The 22,739-nt window shown below is 64.4% G+C and carries 24 protein-coding genes; 9 read left to right on the forward strand and 15 right to left on the reverse strand.

Annotation, left to right across the window (positions count from 1 at the left end; all coding sequences use genetic code 11):
- Nucleotides 1-113: 113 nt before the first annotated feature.
- The gene (locus VF769_RS12785; RefSeq protein ID WP_331008802.1) at nt 114-602 is read right to left on the reverse strand and encodes a hypothetical protein; all 489 of its coding nucleotides are present in this window, start codon (nt 600-602) and stop codon (nt 114-116) included.
- 149 nt (nt 603-751) lie between these two features.
- Here VF769_RS12785 and VF769_RS12790 point away from each other — a divergent pair, with 149 nt between their 5' ends.
- Genes VF769_RS12790 through VF769_RS12800 form a run of 3 tightly spaced genes read left to right on the forward strand, consistent with a single transcriptional unit; the run spans nt 752 to nt 2,613 of the window.
- Nucleotides 752-1,345: a hypothetical protein gene (locus VF769_RS12790; protein ID WP_331008803.1), complete on the forward strand. Its 594-nt coding sequence runs from the start codon at nt 752-754 to the stop codon at nt 1,343-1,345.
- Nucleotides 1,335-2,261 carry a ParA family protein gene (locus tag VF769_RS12795; RefSeq protein ID WP_331008804.1) on the forward strand — a complete coding sequence of 309 codons (927 nt, stop codon included), beginning with the start codon at nt 1,335-1,337 and terminating at the stop codon, nt 2,259-2,261. Before VF769_RS12790 ends, VF769_RS12795 begins: the two co-directional genes overlap by 11 nt.
- The gene (locus tag VF769_RS12800) at nt 2,248-2,613 is read left to right on the forward strand and encodes a hypothetical protein (RefSeq protein ID WP_331008805.1); all 366 of its coding nucleotides are present in this window, start codon (nt 2,248-2,250) and stop codon (nt 2,611-2,613) included. The genes VF769_RS12795 and VF769_RS12800 overlap by 14 nt, the downstream gene beginning before the upstream one ends.
- Before the next feature lie 484 nt (nt 2,614-3,097).
- Here the strand turns inward: VF769_RS12800 and VF769_RS12805 are convergent, their stop codons facing one another.
- Together VF769_RS12805 and dxs are read right to left on the reverse strand one after the other, a co-directional pair.
- Nucleotides 3,098-3,304, reverse strand: a complete 207-nt coding sequence (locus VF769_RS12805) for a hypothetical protein (RefSeq protein WP_331008806.1) — start codon at nt 3,302-3,304, stop codon at nt 3,098-3,100.
- Between the two features lie 183 nt (nt 3,305-3,487).
- A complete protein-coding gene (gene dxs, locus VF769_RS12810) occupies nt 3,488-5,392 on the reverse strand; it encodes a 1-deoxy-D-xylulose-5-phosphate synthase (protein ID WP_331008807.1) in 1,905 nt (634 codons plus the stop codon).
- A gap of 205 nt (nt 5,393-5,597) precedes the next feature.
- Here dxs and VF769_RS12815 point away from each other — a divergent pair, with 205 nt between their 5' ends.
- Nucleotides 5,598-7,691 (forward strand): prolyl oligopeptidase family serine peptidase, encoded by a 2,094-nt coding sequence (locus tag VF769_RS12815; protein ID WP_331008808.1) that lies wholly within the window; start codon nt 5,598-5,600, stop codon nt 7,689-7,691.
- A gap of 44 nt (nt 7,692-7,735) precedes the next feature.
- Here the strand turns inward: VF769_RS12815 and VF769_RS12820 are convergent, their stop codons facing one another.
- Nucleotides 7,736-8,623: a farnesyl diphosphate synthase gene (locus tag VF769_RS12820; RefSeq protein WP_331008809.1), complete on the reverse strand. Its 888-nt coding sequence runs from the start codon at nt 8,621-8,623 to the stop codon at nt 7,736-7,738.
- A 207-nt stretch (nt 8,624-8,830) separates the two neighbouring features.
- Between VF769_RS12820 and VF769_RS12825 the strand changes: the two genes are divergently transcribed.
- Nucleotides 8,831-9,952: a toll/interleukin-1 receptor domain-containing protein gene (locus tag VF769_RS12825; protein WP_331008810.1), complete on the forward strand. Its 1,122-nt coding sequence runs from the start codon at nt 8,831-8,833 to the stop codon at nt 9,950-9,952.
- A 52-nt stretch (nt 9,953-10,004) separates the two neighbouring features.
- Here VF769_RS12825 and VF769_RS12830 read toward each other — a convergent pair whose 3' ends face one another.
- From VF769_RS12830 to VF769_RS12855, 6 genes are all read right to left on the reverse strand, one after another.
- The gene (locus tag VF769_RS12830; protein ID WP_331008811.1) at nt 10,005-10,373 is read right to left on the reverse strand and encodes a tRNA-binding protein; all 369 of its coding nucleotides are present in this window, start codon (nt 10,371-10,373) and stop codon (nt 10,005-10,007) included.
- A 23-nt stretch (nt 10,374-10,396) separates the two neighbouring features.
- Nucleotides 10,397-10,642, reverse strand: a complete 246-nt coding sequence (locus VF769_RS12835; protein WP_331008812.1) for an exodeoxyribonuclease VII small subunit — start codon at nt 10,640-10,642, stop codon at nt 10,397-10,399.
- A gap of 65 nt (nt 10,643-10,707) precedes the next feature.
- Nucleotides 10,708-11,325 carry a histidine phosphatase family protein gene (locus VF769_RS12840; protein ID WP_331008813.1) on the reverse strand — a complete coding sequence of 206 codons (618 nt, stop codon included), beginning with the start codon at nt 11,323-11,325 and terminating at the stop codon, nt 10,708-10,710.
- 45 nt (nt 11,326-11,370) lie between these two features.
- A complete protein-coding gene (locus VF769_RS12845) occupies nt 11,371-12,291 on the reverse strand; it encodes a histone deacetylase family protein (protein ID WP_331008814.1) in 921 nt (306 codons plus the stop codon).
- Between the two features lie 206 nt (nt 12,292-12,497).
- A complete protein-coding gene (locus tag VF769_RS12850; RefSeq protein WP_331008815.1) occupies nt 12,498-13,055 on the reverse strand; it encodes a DUF3833 family protein in 558 nt (185 codons plus the stop codon).
- Between the two features lie 90 nt (nt 13,056-13,145).
- The gene (locus tag VF769_RS12855) at nt 13,146-13,466 is read right to left on the reverse strand and encodes a PepSY domain-containing protein (protein WP_331008816.1); all 321 of its coding nucleotides are present in this window, start codon (nt 13,464-13,466) and stop codon (nt 13,146-13,148) included.
- A 123-nt stretch (nt 13,467-13,589) separates the two neighbouring features.
- On the opposite strand from VF769_RS12855, the gene VF769_RS12860 reads away from it, so the two are divergent.
- From VF769_RS12860 to VF769_RS12875, 4 genes are all read left to right on the forward strand, one after another.
- Nucleotides 13,590-13,913, forward strand: coding sequence for a PepSY domain-containing protein (locus VF769_RS12860; RefSeq protein ID WP_331008817.1), 324 nt, complete (start codon nt 13,590-13,592; stop codon nt 13,911-13,913).
- A complete protein-coding gene (locus VF769_RS12865; RefSeq protein ID WP_331008818.1) occupies nt 13,913-14,572 on the forward strand; it encodes a response regulator transcription factor in 660 nt (219 codons plus the stop codon). Before VF769_RS12860 ends, VF769_RS12865 begins: the two co-directional genes overlap by 1 nt.
- A complete protein-coding gene (locus tag VF769_RS12870) occupies nt 14,572-15,900 on the forward strand; it encodes a sensor histidine kinase (protein ID WP_331008819.1) in 1,329 nt (442 codons plus the stop codon). Before VF769_RS12865 ends, VF769_RS12870 begins: the two co-directional genes overlap by 1 nt.
- 354 nt (nt 15,901-16,254) lie before the next feature.
- The gene (locus VF769_RS12875) at nt 16,255-18,963 is read left to right on the forward strand and encodes a M1 family metallopeptidase (protein WP_331008820.1); all 2,709 of its coding nucleotides are present in this window, start codon (nt 16,255-16,257) and stop codon (nt 18,961-18,963) included.
- Nucleotides 18,964-18,988: 25 nt separating this feature from the next.
- Here the strand turns inward: VF769_RS12875 and VF769_RS12880 are convergent, their stop codons facing one another.
- The 5 genes from VF769_RS12880 to VF769_RS12900 all read right to left on the reverse strand — a co-directional run.
- Entirely contained in the window at nt 18,989-19,732 is a 744-nt protein-coding gene (locus VF769_RS12880) for an enoyl-CoA hydratase-related protein (RefSeq protein ID WP_331008821.1), read from the reverse strand.
- The gene (locus VF769_RS12885) at nt 19,725-20,162 is read right to left on the reverse strand and encodes a MarR family transcriptional regulator (protein ID WP_331008822.1); all 438 of its coding nucleotides are present in this window, start codon (nt 20,160-20,162) and stop codon (nt 19,725-19,727) included. The genes VF769_RS12880 and VF769_RS12885 overlap by 8 nt, the downstream gene beginning before the upstream one ends.
- Nucleotides 20,163-20,218: 56 nt before the next feature.
- On the reverse strand, nt 20,219-21,028 hold the full coding sequence (locus tag VF769_RS12890) for a universal stress protein (protein ID WP_331008823.1): 810 nt from the start codon (nt 21,026-21,028) through the stop codon (nt 20,219-20,221).
- Nucleotides 21,029-21,085: 57 nt separating this feature from the next.
- Nucleotides 21,086-21,847, reverse strand: coding sequence for an ABC transporter permease (locus VF769_RS12895; protein ID WP_331008824.1), 762 nt, complete (start codon nt 21,845-21,847; stop codon nt 21,086-21,088).
- Nucleotides 21,844-22,739 (reverse strand): ABC transporter ATP-binding protein (locus tag VF769_RS12900; RefSeq protein WP_331008825.1); only part of this gene is annotated, 896 nt, incomplete at its 5' end. The genes VF769_RS12900 and VF769_RS12895, both read right to left, overlap by 4 nt.

A 22,739-nucleotide genomic window follows, 5' to 3' on the forward strand; every position in this document is an offset into this window, starting at 1 on the left:
CCTCGCGCGGGCTTTTTCTTTGCCGGCGGATCGACGCGGCGTGCGCCGGCGCCGACGCTGTCAGGCCTGACAGCGCCGCGCATGGCGTGATGTGGGGGATGGCGGGCGGACGCTCAGCTGGAATCCGGCGCCAGGATGAGCGCGTCGGTTTGCGACGCGCACGGATCGGCGCAAGCGAGCGGATCGATGATGCGTTGGCGCGTGAGGCCACGCTTGAGGCGGCGCGCCAGCACGCGCGCGTGCTCTTCAATGTCACGCACGAAGCTCAAGATCGCAAAGAGACGGTCCCAGAAAGTGTCGCCCTGCATCGCATGGCGCACGCGCTGGCCAATGACTTTGCGCATTTCGCAGGAAAAACTGCGCCGGCCGTGGCGATGCTGGCCAGAGCCGCGGCGCGTGTTCACATCGAGCAGATCGCACGCATGAACAACCGCGAGCAGACCCGCGCAGCGCACAGATTCATCGAGCGCGCGCCGCATCAGCACGCCGCCGCCGGCAAAGAACGCCGCGCACTGCCCCACCATCAGCCCCAGTAACAAACGCACCCAGCGCGTGAGGCGCTGGATGCGATGGGGCGAAACGGGGCGGGGTGAATAACGCATGACGCCGCCAGTATCGGGGCCGCCGCGCGGGGTTGAATAGATTTGGCTGAGGCGTTGATGGGATGGGGGATTTTGGGGGATTGGGCCAACCAACGAGCTAGTGGAACTGTGAAACCGGGACGTGTAGAATTGCATCCTGGGGGCTAGCAATGGCCATTGAGGTTCAAGTCGAAGCGAAGCTCTATGAGCCCACGCGCCTTTTCGTGGGCGCGCATCTTCGTCAGCAATTGCGAGAGCGCTCCCCTTCTGGTCGACTTCAGTTGTTTGTGGAGGATACCTCTACTGCGGGCGGAAATGACAGCGGCTATTGGTCGAAACCAGACGTCTCCGCGCTCGCGGTGTCCCGAGGGGAATTCGTACCGTATTGGAAGGCGGACCTCCATACGTTTGAGGTAAAAACCGCAGCGGGCCTATCCGAAAGTTCGGTTCACGAAGCCAACGCGCATGGCCGGTTCGGACAGTATTCGTGGCTAGTTTTTCAAGCCATAGGCAAATGCGCGCCCGAGACCGCCGCCTACAAAAGAGTCGTGAAGCTAGCGGCGCAGCTTGGGGTGGGCGTAATTCATTTTGCGGATGCTTCATCACCGAAGTATTGGATCATCGAGCATTGGGCTCGATTGACAGGTGCGAATGCGGCATCTGCGGACTCATTTGTGAGAGAGCGTTTCACGCCGACCATAAAGACGCGCATTTCCAGCCACCTCAGCACCCTCGGCTGGCCAGGGCTTGCTAATGACGACTAAACGAATTGCCGTATGCAGCATGAAAGGCGGCGTTGGAAAATCCACGACAGTGATGATGCTTGCCGACACACTGACTTATCATCAAGGCGCACAAATTCTGGTGATCGACCTCGATGCGCAAGCCAATTGCGGTCAGATGCTACTCGGGTTCGACGGCCTACGCATCGCCGAGGCAAGCGGTCACACGATCACACATTGGGTCGATTGCTTGGCTCGCGGTGTCCGCGCAGACTTCTTTGGAAGCATAACAACTGGAGTTTCCGGCCTAAACGAGGTGAAGAACGGCAGTCGAGCGAGATCAGGAGCCCCACTCCCAGGGCAAACCTCAATCCTCGCGTCCTCGCCCCGCCTCCGTTTTGCCGAGCTTGCGTTTGATCACAGACACTTCAATGCGGACGATATCTCCGCACCGAGAAAAACTATGGTCGAGCAACTATCCAAGGCAATGAGAAGCCTTGGCAACGAGTACGACTATATAATCTTCGATTGCCCGCCCGGTTTTACAACAATAGCTCAGGCCGCGCTGTGTGTGTCGGATGCGATCATCACGCCGCTCTTGGAAGATCCAGTATCGCTTTGGAGCTTGAAGACCCTTAGGGACTTCGGCCTGAAGCGAGAGTTAAACATCTGGGATAAGGAGCGACACCGCATTCTGTTTACTCGCGTTACTCAGCGTGGCGCGATAAACGAGCGATCACGAGTGCGACAGGATGCGATGCTAGCTGGCTTCGAAACACTTGGCGTTTCTATCCCAGATGCATCGGAGGCCCTACGCTGGAGCCAGCGCCCCGACTCCGAAAGCTATCGAACTTTCAACGGCAAGTACGCCGGGCTCGCCGGCATCGTTGAGCAACTTGGGAAAGATGTAGTCGCATTCACGCGACCGAAGAATGAGGTCGAGCATGAGCGCCGATGAGAAGATTGCGCCGCAAATAGCGCTAAACCGCTTTCTATCCGTCATACGGCAGAGAGCAGAAGTGGACGCGACCTTTCGCGACGACCTGATCCAAGCCCTCGGCGTATCAGTCAGCTATGAGGGCGAGGATGACTTAACGAATGTCGCACCTCACATCATAGCGGCAAAGAAAGATGAGCTTCAGTTTCGGGCAATTTACGGCAGGCTCTCCGCCGCGAAGCTGAGGGCCATTTTCAAACGCTCAGAACTCGCGACTACTGCCGACGTTGCGAGAAAGTCCGCAGACGATCTTATCGATATGCTCTGGAAGCGAGCGAATAGTCGCGCTCGCGAGCGTGGACTGATCGACTAGTGCCTCGCGCCTCCTCATCCCGCACCGGGGTTATGCGATAGCGGATCGACGCAAGGTACATTCGGCGGCTACTCATTCGCGGATGCGTGGACTGCCTCGATGATCGCCGACTTTGTGCGCGGCGTTGGTATAGCTGGCGTCGCCGCTTTGTAGACTTCGGACCGCCGGCTTCCAGCCGGCATCACGCATTCCACCTGCACGCTCCGGCGCGATTGAAACACTGATGCCGGCTGGAAGCCGGCGGTCCGAAGGTTGGGCTATTTTTTGCCGCCGCTGCCGATATTGCCGGCGCTGCTGGTGGATTTGGGCGCTTTGTCTTTCTTGGGTTTGCGCTTCTCTTTGTTCGAGCGCATTTGACCTTTGGCCATGATTTAAATCTCCGTCGCTATCGCGGCGGCGATTAGGCTCTGGTCAGCGGGCAATAGGCAATAGGAATTTCAGCGGGCCCAATTGCCCACTGCCCATTGCCTATCGCGCCACGCGCTTATTGCGGCGGACGGCGGTTGCTGTCGTTGCAATCGCTGTCGAGCAGACCTTCGTCATTGGGGCCGTTGCACTCGTCATTGTCGTCGGTGAAGTAATCGACGGCGGCGGCGCCGACCGCTGCGCCGGCGGCGAGCGCGCAGCCGCTGGCCAAGGGCGCGGTGAGGCCGAGCAGGATGAAGAGCGCGGCGCGCGTGCGTGATGTCATGTGGGCTTCCTCCGATGGAGGCGAAACACGTGGGGGACGCGATGGTTCCGCAAACTGCTCAGCCGTTTACGGGAAGCTGTCAGCGCGCGAAAGCGCGATGGCAGAGGGGGCGCATGTGCGCGGCTGGCGGACTTGCCCCCTCCCCTCGCTCCGCTCGGACCTCCCCCGCGAGCGGGGGAGGAGTTAGGCGCGCGCCTCGTTCACGCCGCGGCCGAGCGCGAGCAAGGCTGCGTTGGCGATGGCGTCGGCGTCGAGGCCGGCGGCGGCGTACATTGCTTCGGGCTTGTCTTGATCCTGGAAGATATCCGGCAGCGTGAGCGTGCGGATTTTGACGCCGCGATCGAGCAAGCCGTCGCGCGCCATGAAGTGCAACACGAAGGCGCCGAAGCCGCCTTCAGCGCCCTCCTCGATCGTCAGCAGCACTTCGTGCTCGCGCGACAGGCGCCGGATCAGATCTTCGTCGAGCGGCTTGGCGAAGCGCGCATCGGCCAACGTCGTTGAGAGCCCCATGGCGGCGAGCTTGTCGGCGGCCTTGTTGGCCTCCGTCATGCGCGCGCCGAAATTGAGCAGCGCGACGGTCGTGCCTTCGCGCAGGATGCGGCCTTTGCCGATTTCGAGCGGCAGGTCGGCGTCCGCGCCCACCGCACCGTCGGCGTCGCCGCGCGGATAGCGGAAGGCGCTGGGGCGATCATCGATGGCGGCGGCGGTGGCAACCATGCGGGACAATTCGTTGCCGTCCGCGGCGGCCATCAGCACCATGCCGGGCAACGCGCCCATGAAGCCGACATCAAACGAGCCCGCGTGCGTGGGGCCGTCGGCGCCGACGAGGCCGGCGCGGTCCATGGCGAAACGCACGGGCAGCTTTTGGATGGCGACGTCGTGGACGACCTGGTCGTAGCCGCGCTGCAGGAAGGTGGAATAGATCGCGGCGAACGGCTTCATACCGTCGGCGGCGAGGCCGGCCGCGAACGTCACCGCGTGTTGTTCGGCGATGCCGACATCGAAGGTGCGATCGGGGAAATGCTTGCCGAACAGATCAAGGCCAGTGCCGGACGGCATCGCCGCGGTAATGGCGACGATCTTGTCGTCCTTCTCGGCTTGGCGCACGAGCGATTGGGCGAAGACTTTGGTGTAGCTGGGCGCGGAGGCGCCTTTGGCTTGCTCACCGGTGACGACATTGAATTTGGTGACGCCGTGATATTTGTCGGCGGCGTTTTCCGCTGGCGCGTAGCCCTTGCCCTTCTTGGTGACGACGTGAATCAGCACGGGGCGATCGTCGTATTCCTTGGCGTTGTTGAGGATGAGCCGCAGCGTATCGAGATCGTGGCCGTCGAACGGCCCCAGATAATGGAAGCCGAGTTCTTCGAAGAAGGTGCCCCCGGTGACCAGCGTGCGGGCGTATTCCTCGACCTTCTTGCCGACATCGTGGATCGGCGCCGGCAAATGCTCGGCGACGGATTTCGCCGTCTTGCGCAAGCGGCGATAGGTTTTCGATGAAGCGAGACGGCCGAGATAAGAGCTCATGCCGCCCACGGGCGGCGCGATCGACATGTCGTTGTCGTTCAAGATGACGATCAGGCGCTTGGTGCTTTCGGCGGCGTTGTTCATCGCCTCATAGGCCATGCCGGCCGAGATCGAACCGTCGCCGATGACAGCGATGACACAATTGTCGTCGCCGCGCTTGTCGCGCGCGACGGCGAAGCCCAGCGCTGCGCTGATCGAGGTGGCGGCGTGGGCTGCGCCGAAGGGATCGTATTCGCTCTCGGCGCGCTTGGTGAAACCAGAGAGTCCCCCGCCCGTGCGCAGCGTGCGGATGCGATCGCGGCGGCCGGTGAGGATTTTGTGCGGATAGGCTTGGTGGCCGACGTCCCAGATGACGATGTCGCGCGGCGTATTGAAGACGTAGTGCAGCGCCACGGTGAGTTCGACGACGCCGAGGCCCGCACCCAAATGCCCGCCCGTGGTGGAGACGGCGCTAATCGTCTCGGCGCGCAGCTCGTCCGCGACTTGTTGCAACTGACTCGCATCAAGTTTGCGGAGGTCGGCCGGGAACTTGATTTGGTCGAGAAGTGGAGTTTGGGGCGCCATGCAGGTCTAAACGTCCGAGGTTGGACAAAAGGCTACCCCCGTTTGAGGCCAAAAGCGACGCCGGGGGTGCGGCGGGTTCGAGGATATTTCGTGCATTTTCGTGCGTCAGGTGCGCGCACGCACCGCCGGGACGGCCGTCTGCCGCAAGCCGCTTGCGCGGCGCGCTTGGCCGCGTTTAGCCCTGGCCCAAACTGGGAGATCAATCTTGCGACACGCCATCGCCGCCGCCTTCGCCTTCTCGCTCGCCGCCTGCGCCAGCGCGCCGGCGCCGACTGCGCCTGTGACCGCCGAGGATCCGCACCTCTGGCTCGAAGAGATCGAGGGCGAACAGGCGCTGGACTGGGTCCGCGCGCAAAATGCGCGCTCGCTGCCAGTGCTGGAGAACGATCCGCGCTATCCGGGCTTGCTGGAGGCGGCGTTGGAGGTGGCGCAGAGCCGTGATCGGCTGCCGCTCGGCCAAGTGCGCGGCGGCTATCTCTACAATTTCTGGCAAGACCCCGATCATGTGCGCGGCATCTGGCGGCGCGCGACGCTCGACAGCTACGCGGCGAATGCGCCGCGCTGGGAAACCGTGCTCGACATCGATGCGCTGGCGCGCGCGGAGAACGCCAATTGGGTGTGGCAGGGCGCCGAATGCGATCCTTCGGGCGTGCGCTGCATGATCTCGCTCTCCAATGGCGGCCTGGACGCTGCGACGGAACGTGAATTCGATCTGACAACGCGAGGCTTCGTCGAGAATGGCTTCGTGATCCCCGAAGCCAAATCCAATTTCGGCTGGCTCGATCGCGACACCTTGCTGGTGGCCACCAATTGGGGCGAAGGCGCGCTGACGGAGTCAGGTTATCCGTTCGTGCTGAAGGCGTGGCGGCGCGGTACGCCGCTTGCGAGCGCGGTGGAAATTCTGCGCGGCGAGCCGCGCGACGTTTCGGTGTCGGTCGCCACCTTTGAGGACGAGAGCGGCGATCATATCGCCATCGCCGTGGAAGCGGAGACCTTCTTCGAGACGGTGTATTCGCTGATCACGCCGGAAGGGCCGGTGCGGCTGACGCTGCCGCGCAAATCGACGATCCACCAATTCTTCAACGATCGCTTGATCGTCACGCTGGAAGAAGCCTGGAGCATCGGCGGCGCCACCTATCCATCGGGCTCGCTGCTGGCGCTGCCGCTGTCGCATGCGACGTTGGCTGCGCCGCGCGTCGAAGTCGTGTTCACGCCGACCTCGCGCCAATCGATCGGCGACGTCGAGGCGACGCGCGACGGCTTGCTCGCGCCGGGCTTCGACAATGTGCGCGGACGACTCTGGCGCTTCACGTACGATGACGGCGGCTGGCGCACGCACCAAGTCCAATTGCCGCCGACGGGCGTGGTGTCGGTCGCCGGCGCGTCCACCAGCGAGCGTGCGGCCTTCTTCACCTTCGAGGACTTTCTGACGCCGCCCACGCTCTACGCCTTGAGCGGCGGCGGCGCGCCGCGCGCGGTGCGGTCGCTGCCGGCGCAGTTCGACGCCAGCCCTTATGTGACGGAGCAATTCGAGGCGACCAGCGCCGACGGCACGCGCGTGCCCTATTTCGTGGTGCGCCGTCGCGACATGCAGTTGAACGGTCAGAACCCCACTTTGCTTTACGCCTATGGCGGTTTCCAGCTGTCGCAAGTGCCGAGCTACAACGCCTATGTAGGACGCCTCTGGCTCGATCAGGGCGGCACATATGTGTTGGCGAACATCCGCGGCGGCGGCGAGTTTGGTCCAGCCTGGCACGACGCCGGCCTGCTCACCAACCGCCAGCGCATCTACGATGATTTCTACGCCGTCGAACGCGATCTGGTGGCGCGCAACATCACGAGCCCGCGCCGCTTGGGCATTTCCGGCCGCTCCAATGGGGGGCTGCTGATGGGCGTAATGCTGAACCAGCATCCGGAAATGGTGCACGCCGCCATCATCGGCTCACCGCTTCTGGACATGCTGCGCTACGATCAATTGCTCGCCGGCGCGTCGTGGGTGGGCGAATACGGCTCGCCTGCGATCCCGGAGCAGCGCGCGTTCCTGGAGACGATCACGCCCTATCAGAACCTGCGCGCGCGTGACGATTTCCCGACGGTCTTCATCTACACCTCGACCAAGGACGATCGCGTGCACCCGGGCCACGCGCGCAAATATGGCGCGCGGCTCGACGAGTTGGGCATCCCTTATCTCTATTACGAGAACACCGACGGCGGACACTCCGCCAACGCCAATCTGCGTGAAGCCGCGCGTCGGCGCACGCTGGAATACATGTATCTGACGCAGCGTCTGATCGACTAGGCCTGGAGAAGCGCGCGGGTGTGCGAACCCGCGCGCGCCGCCGCCTAGAAGCGGCGGTCGACGACGAAATCGACGGCTTCGAGCAACACGCGGGCGCGCGGGCCGAAGACCGCGAGATGGCGCTTGGCTTGATCAGCCAGCATGCCGACGCGCTCGCGCGTCGCGTCAACGCCCAGCACGGTGACGAAATTGACCTTGCCGCGATCCTTGTCCTTGCCCACGGCCTTGCCGGTGTCGCGCACCACGCCTTCGGCGTCGAGCAGATCGTCCACCATTTGGAACGTCAGACCGATATCGTGCGCATAGCGATTGAGCGCGGTGCGCTCCGCCTCGGAGCAGCACCCGATCAGCGCGCCGGCGTCGACGGCGAAGTTGATCAGCGCGCCGGTCTTCAGGCGGTTCATGCGCGTGACGGCGATGAGGTCGGAGCCGATGTCCTCGCCGGCCATGTCGGCGGCCTGACCAGCCACCATGCCCAGGGCGCCGGACGCTTTGGCGAGACCGGTGATCAGCTTGCAGCGCATCTGCGGATCGGAATGGGTCGCGGGATCGGCCAACACTTCGAACGCGAACGTGAGTAGCGCGTCGCCCGCGAGCACTGCAGTCGCTTCGTCGAACGCCTTGTGCAGCGTCGCCCGACCACGGCGCAGATCATCGTCGTCCATGCACGGCAAGTCGTCATGGATCAGCGAATAGGTGTGCACGCACTCGAGCGCGACGGCGGTGCGCAGCAGATAGGTTTCGTCCGCATCGAACAGGCGCCCCGATTCCAGGGTGAAGAACGGACGCAGGCGCTTGCCGCCATCAAGCGCCGAATAGCGCATCGCACTCATCAAGCGCGCCTCGGGCCCTTGCTCGCGCGGCAGCAAGCCGTCGAGCGCGGTGTTAACCCTTTCGGCGGCTTCCTTGAGCCGGGTTTCGAATAAAGACATGGGGCCGCTCGTTAGCAGAGCGCCCGGCTGGCGCAAGCGCCATGAGCCGCGCCCCGGCAGGGAGAATGATTTGGGCACGGGCCTATCTTCCCAACACCCTGTTTTCTCGGGCATCATTGCCGAGCTGGGACGATGGCGCGGACTGGCCAATTTAGGCCGTGTTTCCTGCGTAGGGCTTTGAGCCCGTAGATTTGGGGTAAATGATCGATGGCAACGGTGGTGGTCGTTCACGCCGCGGAGGATACGCTGCCGGCGCGCGCGCTGGCGGAGAAGCTGCGCCAAGCGCAGCTCAGCGTGATGATCGAGAAGCAAGGCGAGGAGCTGCGTGAGGCGGTGCGCAGTGCGGCCGTGACGATTGCTCTGTGGTCGCCGCGGTCGAATACGCAACCTGCCCTCGTCGACGAAGTCGCCGCTGCGCGCGGCAAGAGCACCGTCGTCCACGCCAGCATGCAGAGCGCGCCGGCGCCAGAACAATTCCGCAGCGAGCCGGTGGTCAATCTTACCGGCTGGCGCGGCGAAGATGATTTCCCAGCCTGGCGCGAGCTTGCGCAATTGGTGACAAGCAAGGCTGGCGTCGCGCCATTGCCGCCGCCGACGCAACGGCCGCCGTCCGGCTTCTTCCAGCCCGGCCGCCCGGGCGATGGCGCGCCCGCGGCTGCGCCACGCACGCCAGCACAAGCACCGCGCGCAGCAACGCCGCCGCCGCAACGCCCGCAACCGCAAGCCGCGCCGCGTCCGACGCCTGAGCCGCGTTCCACGTCAGCGCACGATGATGCGCCGAAGAAGGGCGGCAATGGCTTGATAATCGGCGTTGTCGCCGTCGTTGCGCTGGCCGTGATCGGCGGCGGCGCCTACTACTTCATGACCCAACAAGGCGGCCAAGGCGCCGCAGCATGGGAGCAAGTCGATCGCAGCGATCCGGAGGCGCTGCGCGCGTTCATCGAAACCGCAACGGGTGATGCGCGCACTGAAGCGCAAGCGGCGCTGCGCGCGCTGGAGAACAACGCCTATCAGGAGGCGCGTGCGGCCAACACGATCGAAGCGCTGCAAGCCTTCCTCGCGGATTTCCCGGACAGTGAACATTCGATCGCCGCGCGCGGCCGCATTGCCGAATTGGAATCCTTGCCGCCGACGCCGGTCGAAGGCGAAGCGCCGGCAAGCGAATTGACGCCGCTCGACCCGAACCTGACGACAACCGATCCCGATCTGTTGCCGCCGACGGCGACAGCGCCGGAACCGTCGACCGGCCCAGCGCCCGTCCCGCTCACGCCGCCTCCGGCCGAAAGCGAGCCACTGCCGGAGCCCGGCGCGGACACGCCGACAAACTAACAAAAATGGCGCGGAGCGATCCGCGCCATTTCCAATTCGAGAGTGACGAACGTTAGTACAAACGCCCGCCGGTGAGCGCGGGTCGATCGACATTGAGCAGCACGACGTTGCCGTTGCGGTCAGGGAAGCCGAGGCAGAGCACTTCCGACATGAACTTGCCGATCTGCTTTGGCTCGAAGTTGACGACGGCGGCGACGCGACGACCGAGCAATTCGCCGAGATCGTAGTTTTGCGTCACTTGCGCACTCGACTTCTTCACCCCGAGCGGATCGCCGAAATCGATCCAGAGCTGATATGCGGCCTTCTTGGCCTCTTCGAACACCTTCACATCGACGATGGTGCCCAGGCGGATATCCACTTTCAGGAAATCCTCCATCGAGATCAGCGGCAGGCGCGCATTGTTTTGCGGATCGTCGGCCATCGGACTTCCTCTTCCTTCCCTGGTTATTGCCCGAGCTTCGCCGGCTCGGTACGGGGGCCATCCGGGCCCATCACAATTTGATCGACTTCCAGCTGCGCGTCCTTCAACTGGCCTTCGCACCGCGCCTTGAGGGCGGCGCCGCGCTTGTAGATGCGAATTGAGTCCGCCAACGGCACGTCGCCGCGCTCCAGATGCGCGACGATCTTCTCGAGTTCCGCCAAGGATTCCTCGAACGTAAGCGTGGAGGGGTCGGCTGCGTTTTGACTCATGGCTTAGAAATATGGCTCCAGCAGCGGAACGGCAATCAAATGCGTAGCTACGCCTGCGAAAACAATCATTTCACTTTTTCGTAGCGGCGGTGGGACCAGTAATAATCCCCGCAATCCTCGACCTCGCGCCAGCCCTGGCGACGCAACACGGGCCGCATCATCCGGTTGAACCAGCCATGGGCGCACAGCAGCACATTCTGCCCACGAAGCGCCTGAGCGGTGAGCGTTGACACGGCAGCCTGCGCGCGCACTTCCGCCTCTTGCCGGCTCTCGCCCCCCTCGTGGCGGCCCAACATCCAAGCCGCGCGCGCCCAGACGCCCCAAGCGCCGGGCTTGCGGGTTCCCCAGATCGGCGGCGGCGGCAGCGGCGCCTCCACGAATACGGGGTCGGTGATGATTTCGCGCCCGCCGGCGACCATCTGCGCGGTATGGATCGCCCGCTGCAACGTAGAGGCGTAGATCACGTCGCTGGCTTCCGCGAGTTGCAGAAGACGCTCCGGCGGCTTTTCGTCCGGATGCAAACCGCTCAAATCGTAATTGGCCCACCAGTCGCGGTAACCGCGATGATCGATGCGCACAGTGCGATCGACATGCGGCATGCCATGCCGTGCGATCACGATTGTGCCGATCCGCGCGCTGATACGGCGATCTAGCGTCTCGTCGGGCGCCATGGTCGTCGTCATTCTGACCCTTGGCAGCGGCCCCTCGCCCTCTCCCCGTGAGCGGGTTCAGCCCTGCTGGAGCGCCGCCACATAAGCCTGGGCCGATCTGGCAAGCGCGGCCAAGTCGTAGCCGCCCTCCAGAGTCGAGACAAGTTTGCCCTGACAGTGGCGCAAGGAAAGTTCGCGGAGCCGGCTCGCGGCCCAGGCGAAATCCGTCTCGTCGAGTTCCATTTGCGCGAGCGGGTCAGCTTTGTGGGCGTCAAAACCCGCTGAAACCAGGATCAATTCGGGAGCGAAAGCATCCAGCGCCGGCAGGACGCGCGCTTCCATCGCCTGCCGCCATTGGGCGCTGCCGGCGCCAGCTGGCAAAGGCGCGTTCACCACATTGCCGGCGATGCCGGTCTCGCGCGCCGCGCCTGTCCCGGGATAGAGCGGCGCTTGGTGGGTCGAGGCGAAGAACAGGCGCGGATCGGCTTCCGCGACAGTTTGCGTGCCGTTGCCGTGGTGCACGTCGAAATCGACGACCGCGACGCGCTGTAGGCCGTACGCATCGAGCGCATGCAGCGCGCCGATCGCGACGTTGTTGAAGATGCAAAAGCCCATCGGCGAGATCGGTTCGGCGTGATGACCCGGCGGGCGCACGGCGCAGAACGCCATGTCATCCTCGCCAGCCATCACCGCATCGACCGCGGCGACGCACGCGCCCGCGGCGCGATAGATCGCTTCGCGCGAGCCTTCGGAAATGTAGGTGTCGGGATCCAGCCGTACACGCGCGCTTGCGGTTTCGGCGAAGGCGGGCTCCAGCGCTTCAACATAGCGCGTCGGGTGCACGCGCGTGATGCATTGAGCGGTCGCGTAAGGCGCTTCGCGGCGGTCGAGGCTCAGGTTCTCGAACGCATCAAGCACCGCCTGCAAACGCCCGGCATGTTCGGCATGGCCCGGCGGCGGTTCGTGGCGCAGCATCGAGGGGTGCGTGTAAAGCAGCATGCCTCGGATGTAGCGCGGCGCTTCTGGCGTTCAAATCAGAAACGAACGGCCGGAGGCGGAGAACGGATTGACCAACCAAGCGAAGAAATGAGCGAACATGTGATCCCTCCCGAGGACAACGTGCGCTCATTGTGCGCGGCATAGGCTGAACGGCATACGAAGCGAGATTCAGAAGCCGTTCAGCCTCGATTTTTCCGAAGCGCGGATTACTCCGCCGCCACCGCCGCCGCGGCCGCGGCGCGCTCGATGGTGAGCTCCACCTGCGCCACACGCAGACCCCAGAGCCCGACATTGGCGCGGTTCAGCACAGCGCCCTCGGGCGTCAGCACCATGACGTCGCGAAAGCGCACTTTGCGGCCCGGCGAACCGTCGGCGTTGGTAAGGCGCACATCGTATTCGAGACGGAAGGCGCGGCCGTCCTGATAGCCGCGGGCTTGGCCGACCACGTCCTCGCGCGTGCCGACATATTCGCCAGGCCCGACACGCTCCAAGCGCCACGTCTTGCGATCGCGCTGGCCGTCATCGAACTCGAAATCTTCGACCAGGGTGAATGTGCGGCCGTCCCAAGCGCCGTCGAGGTGGGCGGTGAAGCCGCGCCGGACGCCGTTAATGGCGCGGAACTCACCGCGCGCGGTGGTTCGACCCACGAGGTCTTGCTCGATGACAAAGGCGTCTTGCGCGGTTTCACGCGGCAGCGGCGGACGCGTCGCGCAGGCGGCCAGCAGCAATAGGGCGGCCAACGCGGCGATCACAAAGGGGTTCATCGCAATCTCCATCTTGCGCCTGATACGGGGCACGTGGAGCTGCGGATTAGGAGCGGCAGGCGCGAGGGGGCCGCCCTCGCGCCTGGGCGATTAGCGGCCGCGACCGCCGCGGCGGTCGTCGTCGCGGCAATCGTCATCAGTTTCGCTGCGGATGATTGCGCCGGAGCGGCGGTCGAGGTGCAGCTCGACGCACCGGTTCTGGTCGTTGAATGCCTTGACCTCGTAGAGGCCGTCGTCGCGCTCGATTTCGACGACGCGGAAACCTTGGCCTGACAACCGGCTTTCGATCTGACTCAGCGTTAGTTCAGGCTGGGTGGCGGAGGATTGCGCTGAGGCCGGAAGCGCCAGCGCGCCGGCGAGGACGAAAGCGGCGGAGGCGAGTGTGATGCGCGCGCGATGCGTGTTGAGCATTGGAAATTCCCTCTGGTTGACGTCGCCGAGACGCGACGAGAGGCGGTGTCCCACACCAAGACTGACGGCGAGCCTCCGCGCGATGTCAGGTTGCTGTCAGGGCGCCCAAGGTAGGAAGTCATGATGAAGCGTTTCCGCTCCGCCCTGCTGGCCCTGGCCGCCAGCCTCGCCTTCGCCGCGCCGGCGCTGGCCGATGGCGATCGCGGTCGCAGCGGCGACCATGACGAAGCGCTGAGCGCGGTGGAGCGGCGCGAGGCGCTTCCCGTCACACGCATCATCGGCATCGCCCAAGGCGCCGTCCCTGGCGAAATCGTGGAGATCGAGCTTGAACGGGCGCATGATCGGCTGATCTATGAGGTGAAGATTCTCGCCCGCAGCGGCCGTGTCCGCGAAGTCGAGATCGACGCGCGTACGGGCGCGGTTCTACAGGTCGAAGACGAGGATTAATGCGCGCGCTTCTGGTCGAGGATGATGACGACATCGCCGGCGATGTCGCGCGCGCGCTGAGCAGCGCCGGCTATCTCGTCGAGCGCGCGGCTGATGGCGAGAAGGCGTGGTTCCTCGGCGATACCGAGGATTTCGCCGTGGTCGTGCTGGATCTTGGCTTGCCGGTGCTCGATGGACTTTCGGTGCTGAAGCGCTGGCGTGCGGCCGAACGGGCGATGCCGGTGCTGATCCTCTCCGCGCGCGGCGCCTGGACGGAAAAGGTCGACGGCATCGAAGCCGGCGCGGACGATTACCTCGCCAAGCCGTTTGAGATTGGCGAATTGGTCGCGCGCGTGCGTGCATTGACGCGCCGCGCCGGCGGCCATGCGAGCGCGGTGCTGACGATCGGCAAATTGGCGCTGGATACGCGGCGCATGGCGGTGCTGGTGGAAGGCGTGCCGCAGAAGGTGTCGCCGCTGGAATATCGCTTGCTCGATTACCTCGCGCACCAACAAGGCCGCACGGTTTCGGCTGGCGAACTGGCGGATCATTTGCACGGCGCCGACGGCGCGGTCGACGCCAACGCGATCGAAGCGCTGGTGGCGCGCATCCGGCGCAAGATCGGCCGCGACGCGATCGAGACGCGCCGCGGCTTCGGCTATGTGCTGAGCGGCGCTTGATGCAACGCTCGTTGCGCGTCCGTCTGCTTATCGGCGGCGCGTTCGCTGTGTTCGCGGCCTTGGCGGTGGCGTGGGCGGCGATGGGCTTCTTGTTCGAGCGCCATTTGCAGCGCCAGGTCGAAGCGGACCTGACCGCGCGCGGGCTTGAGGTGATTGCTTCGCTCGGGCCGAATGCAACGGGCGCGCTGGCGGTGCGATCGCCGCCGAGCGATCCACGCTTCAGCACGCCGGCGGGCGGATTCTATTGGCAGGTCTCGGGCGACGGCGTGCTGCTGCGCTCCCGCTCGCTCTGGGACGCGACGCTCGCGCCGCCTGGGCCGTCGCGGTCCGACACCTGGATCAATGGGCAGATCGACGGACCGTTTGAACAGCGCCTGGTGTTCGTCGAGCGCGAGATCAGGCTTGATCCGCAAAGCGCGCCGCTGACGGTCGTGCTCGGCGCCGATTATGAGGCGGTGCGAACCGCGCGCGAGGCGTTCGCGCGTGAGTTGGCGCTCTTCCTGGCGTTGCTGTGGGCGGTGCTGTCCGCGGCGGCTTGGATCCAGGTCGAATTGGGGTTGCGGCCGCTGGAGCACGTGCGCGCCGCGCTCGGGGCGTTGCGCAGCCAGCCCTCGGCGCGGCTGTCCGAGCGGGATTATCCGACCGAGGCGGCGCCGCTCGCGAACGCCATCAATGAACTGGCGGATGCGCGCGAACGCGACCTCGAACTGACCAAGCGCCGCGCCGCCGATCTCGCGCATTCACTAAAGACCCCGCTCGCCGCCCTCTCCGCGCAAAGCCGGCGCGCGCGCGAAGCGGGCGCCGACGACGCCGCCGACGGTCTAGACCGCGCCATCGCCGCCGCCGCCCGCGCGGTCGAGCGCGAGTTGGCTCGCACACGCGCCGCCGCCACGCGCGGCGCCAGCAGCAACGCGCGGGCGGTCATTACGCGCGTGCTGCAAGTGATCGAGCGCACCGACGCGGGACAACGCATCCAGTTTGAAAACCTTTTGAGCGACACGCCGCTGCCCGTTGGCGACGACGTGCTGATGGAGATGAGCGGCCCGCTCTTGGAAAATGCGACACGCTACGCGGCGCGCCGCGTACGGGTGAGCGGCGGCGATGGCCCCGTGCTGTTGATCGAGGACGACGGACCGGGCCTCGATCCCTCCCAGGCCGAAGCCGTGCTGCAGCGGGGCAAGCGGCTCGATGAAAGCGGCCATGGCCTCGGCCTCTCCATCGCCAACGACCTGGCCCTGGCGACAGGCGCCGTCTTGAGCTTGGATCGCTCGCCTGAGCTGGGCGGACTCAGAGCGACGTTGCGCTGGCCCGCGCCGGGCCAAGCCTAGGAAACGCAAAGGGCGCGGAAGCCGAAGCCTCCGCGCCCTTCGTTGGACCGCCAATCGCTGGGAGCTTATGCGACGATTTGAGCGGCTTGGTTCAGCGTGGCCATCGCCATCGGGGCGAACACGGCGCAGGCGGCGATCAGGGCGTAAAACTTGGTCATCGGAATGCTCTCTGAATTCTGTGCGGCGGGTTAGGCGACGATCTGGGCGGCTTGGTTCAGCGTGGCGTAGGCGAACGGCGCGAACGTCAAAGCGGCGATGATCAGGCTGTAGAACTTGGCGGTCATTGGTTTGGCTCCTCACTCGAAGCGCCTCGCTTCGATGAGATGAAGGTACTAGGCGCTTAGGCCTAACGCCGTGACGTCGGTCACGCCCGGCGATCCGGCGCATCGGGAGGGCGTTTGGCCGAAAGCCGATTGCCCTGTCCCGGCTGAGCCGCTCTATGGGCCGCTGATCTTCTGGGGACGCTTGGCCATGAAATTCCGCCCGCTCGCGCTCATTGCAGCGCTTCTGCTGCTCGCCCCGACCGCCGGGGCGCAGACCAGCCAGCGGCAATGGTTTGAGGACGGCCCCACCCCGCTGCGCTATGAGATCGCGGTCACGCCCAACGCGGAATCCGGCACGTTCACAGGCGATGCCCGCATCACCATCGAGGTGACAGAGCCGACGCAGACCGTGACCATGAATGCGTTGGGGCTCGACGTCTCGCGCGCCCGGATCGACAATGCCAATGTCGGCGTGTCCGCCGACGCGGAAGCGCAAACCCTGACGCTGACCACACGGCGGCCGCTGCGACCGGGCCAACACGTCGTCGACATCAGCTATGCCGGCGCGATCCAAGACGAGGCCTACGGCCTGTTCCGCGTTGAGTATCAGGATGACGGCCAGACCAAGCGCGCGCTGGCGACGCAATTCGAGCCGGGCGATGCGCGCCGCTTCGCGCCGATGTGGGACCAACCCAACCGCCGCGCCGTGTTCTCGCTGACGGTGACGGCACCGCGCGACCAAATGGTGATCGGCAACATGCCGGTGGAACAGACGACGTCGCTGCGTGGCGGGCTCACGCGCACGCGCTTTGCCGATACGCCGTCAATGCCGAGCTATCTCCTGTTCCTGGCGGTCGGCGATTTTGAGCGTGTGACGCGCGATGTCGACGGCGTGGAGCTGGGCGTTGTCGTGCGCCGCGGCGAGACCCATCGCGCGCAAGAAGCATTGAACGCGGGCGAGCAATCGCTGCGCTATTTCACGGACTATTTCGGCATTCGCTATCCGCTGCCGAAGCTCGATATGATCGGCGTGCCCGGCGCCGGCGGCTTTGGCGCGATGGAGAATTGGGGCGCCATCCTCTATTTCGACCAATATTTGCTGGTCGATGAGAACTCTTCGGAAGCCGAGCGGCAGAACGTGTTCGGCATCGTCGCCCACGAAATCGCGCACCAATGGTTCGGCAATCTCGTCACCATGATGTGGTGGGACGATCTCTGGCTCAACGAAGGCTTCGCCTCATGGATGGCGGCGAAGGCGACCGAGGCCGTACACCCGGATTGGAATCCGTGGCTTGCGCAGATGATCGACGGCACATCGACAGCGATGGCTTTGGACGCTCGCCAGGGCACGCACCCGGTCGTGCAAACCGTCAACACGCTCGACGAGGCGAACCTCGCTTTCGACACCATCACCTATGAGAAGGGCCTCGCCGTCATCCGCATGCTCGAAGCGTATGTGGGCGAAGAGGATTTCCGCACTGGCGTGCGCAATTATCTGAACGGCCGGCTTTATGGAAACGCCCGCACCGAGGATTTGTGGACGGCGGTGCAAGCGGCCTCGGGCCAACCGGTGCTGGAGATTGCGCGCAGCTTTACCACGCAACCGGGATTTCCAGTATTGATGGTTTCGGCGCCTGATTGTCGCGCGACCCGCGGCGCCACGCTGCAACTCGCGCAGCGCCGGTTCGCAATGGACGACGCGTCCCGCACGAGCGAGCGTTGGAGCATCCCGATTGTCGCCCGTCGCCTCGACAACGACGCGGTGCGGCTGGTTATGTCGGGTGAATCGCAGTCCGCCGCATTCGCGCCCGCGTGCACACCCTATCTCGTCAACGCAGGCCAAAGCGGCTTCTTCCGCGTGCTCTACGATCGCGCCAATTTTGCGCGCCTGACGCAACGCTTCGCCACGCTTGACGATGCCGATCAGCTCGGCCTCTTGCTCGATTATTGGGCCTTCGGCCGTAGCGGCGACGCGCCATTCACCGATTATCTCGAACTGGTCAACGTTATCCCGGCCGACGCCAATCCAATCATCGTCATCGACACGATCGGCTCAATGCAAGCGCTCGCAGCCTATGCCGAGGGCCGCCCGAGCGACGCCGCCGTGAAGGCCTACGGCGTTCGGACATTGCGTCCCTATTTCGAACGCGCCGGCTGGACCGCCCGCGTGGGCGAAACCTCCAATGATTCGCAAATGCGCGCGTCGTTGATCGCCGCCCTCGGCAGCCTTGGAGATGAGGCGGTGATCACAGAAGCGCGCCGGCGCGTGCGCAGCGGCGAAGCCATTCCCGCCGGCATCCGCAACGCCGTGCTGAGCGTGTATGCAGAACATGCGACGCATGCGGACTATGAAGCGCTGCTGGGCCAGGCGCGGGCCGCGTCGGATTTCGTCGAGCAACGCCGGCTGTGGCGTCAATTGGCGGCCGCTTACGATGAGACGCTCGCGCGGCGTACGCTGCAGATGACATTAGGCAACGACATCCCACGCCAATTGCGGACGCAGGTGATCGCCTCTGTCGCGGCGGCGCATCCGCGCCTGACCTGGGATTTCCTGGTCGCCAATCGCACGACCGTCGAAGGCTATCTCGACCCGCTACAGCGCCTGGAATTCCCAGCGGGCATTGCCGGCGCGAGTTCCGATCCGGCCATGGCCGAGGAATTGGAGCGTTACGCGGCGAACTTCCCCGAAGGCGCGCGCCCCACTATCGCGGCTGCCCAGGCGCAAATCCGTCTGCGGGCGCAAACCGTGGCGGAGCGCATGCCGGCGGTGGAAGCGTGGATCGCGGCGCGGCGGCGCTGAGGCCGCGGCTGCACGGCCCCGCGCGTCACTTGCGCCCGAAGAACGCGGCGAAGGCCGCCGCCGCTTCCGGCGATTTGAGGCGTTCGGCAAAGATCTCACCTTCGTGGCGCAGACGCGCGAGCAAGGCTTCGCGATCGCGCATCAGCCCCTTGGTGAGACGCAGGGCCTCGGCGGGCTTTTTCGCCAACACGTGCGCCGCGGCGCGCGCCTTGGGCTCGACGTCCGCGATCGGCAAGGCGGCGTTGGCCAAGCCAAACGCGGCGGCGTCCTTGCCGAACAGCGGCTCGCCCAGTCCCAACATCGCAAACGCACGCGCATGGCCCAAGCGATCCACGATCGTCATGCTGGAGGCGTTCTCTGGCACCAGGCCCAGATCAATGAACGGCGTGGTCAGTTTGGCGGTCTCGGCGATATAGACCAGATCGCAATGCAGCAGCATGGTTGTGCCGACGCCGACGCCATGCCCCGTCACCGCCGCGACGATCGGCTTCTGCGCATGCAGCATGGTTTCGAGGAAGCGCCCGACATGGCGCGGACCGGAGAATGCGCCAGAGGATTGCGCGGCGAAATCCATCAAATCATTGCCGGCGGAGAAGAAGTCGCCTTCGGCCGTGAACAAGATGACGCGCACGTCGGCGTCGGCCTCGGCCGCGCTGATCGCGTCGGCCATCACGCCGTACATCTCGTTCGTGATGGCGTTTTTTTTGGCGGGGCGGTTGAAGCGGATTTCGAGCACGGCCCCGTCGCGCTTCAGCAGAATCTCACTCACGGGCTTCCTCCTTTAGATCGATCATGTGTTGCAGCCAGCGGGCGATGATGGCCTGCTCTTCGCTGCTGAAGCCGCGCGAGGCGGCGGAATTCATGCGCTGGGCGCGCTCAATGGCTTTGGCGCGCAGCGCGCGGCCACGGGCGGTGAGCGTGAGCAGCACGGCGCGGCGGTCATTCGGATCGGTCTGGCGTTCGATCAGGCCGGCTTGTTCGAGGCGCTGCACCAGCACCGAAGCAGCGCTCTGCGCGAGCCCCAAGCCTTCGCTGACGGCGCTGACGCTCGCCCCGCCCTCATTCGGGATGAGGAAGAGCACGCCCGATTGCGCCGAGGTGAGCCCGATGTCGGCGAGACCAGAATCGCCGATCATTTGCGCCGCGCGGGCGGCGCGGGCAAGCAAGTACAGAAAACGAGGCGCGCGCGCTTTGCTCATGCGCCTCGTATAGCTTGGTCGGATTACATCGTCAACGATGCATCGCTAACGATGCATTAGACTTTCGTCACCAATAAGTCGCACGGCGGGTCGGCCGCGACCAAATCGACGATGCCGCCGCCGAACACGAAGCGGTAGGCCTCCGACATCGACGTGCCCAGCGCCAGCAGGTCCGGCTTACGCTCATCGACCGCCTGACGGATTACGCCAAACGCCTCGCCGGCGCGAACGACCAACTCGACATTGGCGAGTTCCTCGCCCAGCGCCTCCTTGACCCGCACGCGCGTCTCATCCTCGAACTGCTTGACGAGCGTCGCCTCCTGTTTGCGCGCGCTGAACGGAATCATGCAGGCGGTGAGCACGGTGATCCGCGCAGTTGGCGCGAGTTCGCGCGCATATCTCAGAGCTCGGTATGAGGCCGGACTGCGATCGAACCCAACCAACACGTTCTCGTACATCCCCGCGACGTCATCGGTGACGACAAGCACTGGCGTGGGCGCCACGTTGATCAATCGCCGCGCGGTCGAGCCGCCGAAGGAGCCTTCGCGCCGATGAACGCCGAGCACGATCAGGCCGGCGCCCAGCTCCGTCGCCGCGTCGCGCAATGCTTCGTACGGACGGCCGCCGCTTGCGCGCACCTCAATAGGCGCAGCCGTGTCGCCGAGCACTTCCTTCGCGCGCGCATCCGCCTCCTCGATGGCGACGCGCTCGATCAGACCGCGCAGTCTTTGCGCCGTACCCACGTCAATAACGTAATCGAGCACCAGTTTGGCATCGTGGAACAGCGCCAATTCGTTGGCTCTGCGCAGCGCCTTGTCCGACCGCGGCGAGTGGTCGATTCCGACCAAGATCTTGGACAGCATCATCATCCTCTCCTTTCGCGCCTAGATAAAAGGCCACGAAAGGAGCGATGTTGCGCCAGATCAAGCCTTGAGCCGATAGCCGGTTTTGAAAATCCACCAGACCGCGCTGAAGCACGCGATCAGGAACACGCTGATGGCGGCAAGGCTGATCCAAATATCGACGTCGGAGACGCCGAAGAAGCTCCAGCGGAAGCCGCTGATCAGATAGACGACCGGATTGAACAACGCGATCTGCTGCCAGAGTTCGGGCAGCATGTTGATCGAGTAGAACGTGCCGCCGAGGAACGTCAGCGGCGTGATGATCAGCATCGGCACGATCTGCAGCTTCTCGAAGCCATCGGCGATCACACCAAGGATGAAGCCGAACAGGCAGAACGAGAGCGACGTCAACACCAGGAAGAGCAACATCATCGCCGGGTTCTGCACTTCGTAGGCGACGAAGAGCCGCGCAGTGGCGAGGATGACGAGGCCGATGATGATGGATTTGGTCGCGGCGGCGCCGACATAGCCCATCACCGCTTCGAGCGCGGAGACGGGCGCGGAGAGCAGCTCATAAATCGTCCCCGCCCAGCGCGGCATGTAGATGCCGAACGAGGCGTTGGAGACGCTTTCGGTCAGGATCGAGAGCATGATGAGGCCCGGCACGATGAAGGCGCCGTACGAGATGCCGTCGATCTCCATCATACGCGAGCCAATGGCCGAGCCGAAGACGATGAAATAGAGCGAAGTGGAGAGCACCGGCGAGAACAGGCTCTGGCCGATGGTGCGAAACCAGCGCGCCATTTCGAAGCGATAGATCGCTTGGACACCGTAGAAATTCATCGGCTGTGCACCAGGCTAACGAAGATGTCCTCGAGCGAGGATTGTTCGGTGTGGAGGTCTTTGAAATCGACGCCAAGCTCGTTGAGACGACGGAGAAGGCCCGGGATGCCGGTGTCCTCGGCATTGGCGTCGAACGAATAGATCAGCTGGCGGCCTTCGCCGGCGAGTTCAATCTGATAGCCGTTCAGGCCTTCCGGCACGGCGGCGAGCGGGGCCTGCAAATCGAGCGTCAGCTGCTTTTTGCCGAGCTTGCGCATCAAGGCGTTCTTCTCCTCGACGAGGATCAATTCGCCCTTGGAGATCACACCGACGCGGTCGGCCATTTCCTCGGCCTCTTCGATGTAGTGCGTCGTCAGGATGATGGTGACGCCATTGGCGCGCAGGCCGCGCACCATTTCCCACATGTCGCGCCGCAGTTCGACGTCCACGCCCGCTGTGGGCTCATCGAGGAACAGAATCTTCGGCTCGTGGCTCAGCGCTTTGGCGATCATCACGCGGCGCTTCATGCCGCCGGAGAGCTCCATGATCTTGGCATTGCGCTTTTCCCAAAGCGAAAGGTCGCGCAGCACTTTTTCGATATAGGCTGGGTTTGGCCCATAGCCGAACAGGCCGCGACTAAAATTCACGGTGTCGATCACGCGCTCGAACGCATCGGTGTGCAGCTCTTGCGGCACCAGGCCGATCTTTTTCCGCGCCGGCTTAAAATCGCGAACAATGTCGTGGCCGTCGGCGACGATGGTTCCACTCGACGGATTGACGATGCCGCAAATGATCGAGATCAGAGTCGTCTTGCCGGCGCCGTTCGGCCCGAGCAGGGCGAAAATCTCGCCGCGGCGGATCTCTAGGCTGACGTTTTTCAGAGCCTCGTAACCGGAGGCATAGGTCTTGGAGA

Origin of the sequence: Vitreimonas sp. (genome assembly GCF_036392335.1) — a bacterium.
Classification (GTDB): Bacteria; Pseudomonadota; Alphaproteobacteria; order Caulobacterales; family Aquidulcibacteraceae; genus Vitreimonas.

Bases quoted from the DNA above. Each gene is read 5' to 3' on its own strand.
- VF769_RS12825 (WP_331008810.1), top strand. From the start codon at position 8,831: ATGGCAACGGTGGTGGTCGTTCACGCCGCGGAGGATACGCTGCCGGCG.
- VF769_RS12805 (WP_331008806.1), bottom strand. From the start codon at position 3,304: ATGACATCACGCACGCGCGCCGCGCTCTTCATCCTGCTCGGCCTCACC.
- VF769_RS12835 (WP_331008812.1), bottom strand. From the start codon at position 10,642: ATGAGTCAAAACGCAGCCGACCCCTCCACGCTTACGTTCGAGGAATCC.
- VF769_RS12850 (WP_331008815.1), bottom strand. From the start codon at position 13,055: ATGAACCCCTTTGTGATCGCCGCGTTGGCCGCCCTATTGCTGCTGGCC.
- VF769_RS12890 (WP_331008823.1), bottom strand. From the start codon at position 21,028: ATGATGCTGTCCAAGATCTTGGTCGGAATCGACCACTCGCCGCGGTCG.
- VF769_RS12860 (WP_331008817.1), top strand. From the start codon at position 13,590: ATGAAGCGTTTCCGCTCCGCCCTGCTGGCCCTGGCCGCCAGCCTCGCC.
- VF769_RS12800 (WP_331008805.1), top strand. From the start codon at position 2,248: ATGAGCGCCGATGAGAAGATTGCGCCGCAAATAGCGCTAAACCGCTTT.
- VF769_RS12895 (WP_331008824.1), bottom strand. From the start codon at position 21,847: ATGAATTTCTACGGTGTCCAAGCGATCTATCGCTTCGAAATGGCGCGC.
- VF769_RS12840 (WP_331008813.1), bottom strand. From the start codon at position 11,325: ATGACGACGACCATGGCGCCCGACGAGACGCTAGATCGCCGTATCAGC.
- dxs (WP_331008807.1), bottom strand. From the start codon at position 5,392: ATGGCGCCCCAAACTCCACTTCTCGACCAAATCAAGTTCCCGGCCGAC.
- VF769_RS12855 (WP_331008816.1), bottom strand. From the start codon at position 13,466: ATGCTCAACACGCATCGCGCGCGCATCACACTCGCCTCCGCCGCTTTC.
- VF769_RS12830 (WP_331008811.1), bottom strand. From the start codon at position 10,373: ATGGCCGACGATCCGCAAAACAATGCGCGCCTGCCGCTGATCTCGATG.
- VF769_RS12865 (WP_331008818.1), top strand. From the start codon at position 13,913: ATGCGCGCGCTTCTGGTCGAGGATGATGACGACATCGCCGGCGATGTC.
- VF769_RS12845 (WP_331008814.1), bottom strand. From the start codon at position 12,291: ATGCTGCTTTACACGCACCCCTCGATGCTGCGCCACGAACCGCCGCCG.
- VF769_RS12885 (WP_331008822.1), bottom strand. From the start codon at position 20,162: ATGAGCAAAGCGCGCGCGCCTCGTTTTCTGTACTTGCTTGCCCGCGCC.
- VF769_RS12785 (WP_331008802.1), bottom strand. From the start codon at position 602: ATGCGTTATTCACCCCGCCCCGTTTCGCCCCATCGCATCCAGCGCCTC.
- VF769_RS12870 (WP_331008819.1), top strand. From the start codon at position 14,572: ATGCAACGCTCGTTGCGCGTCCGTCTGCTTATCGGCGGCGCGTTCGCT.
- VF769_RS12820 (WP_331008809.1), bottom strand. From the start codon at position 8,623: ATGTCTTTATTCGAAACCCGGCTCAAGGAAGCCGCCGAAAGGGTTAAC.
- VF769_RS12790 (WP_331008803.1), top strand. From the start codon at position 752: ATGGCCATTGAGGTTCAAGTCGAAGCGAAGCTCTATGAGCCCACGCGC.
- VF769_RS12795 (WP_331008804.1), top strand. From the start codon at position 1,335: ATGACGACTAAACGAATTGCCGTATGCAGCATGAAAGGCGGCGTTGGA.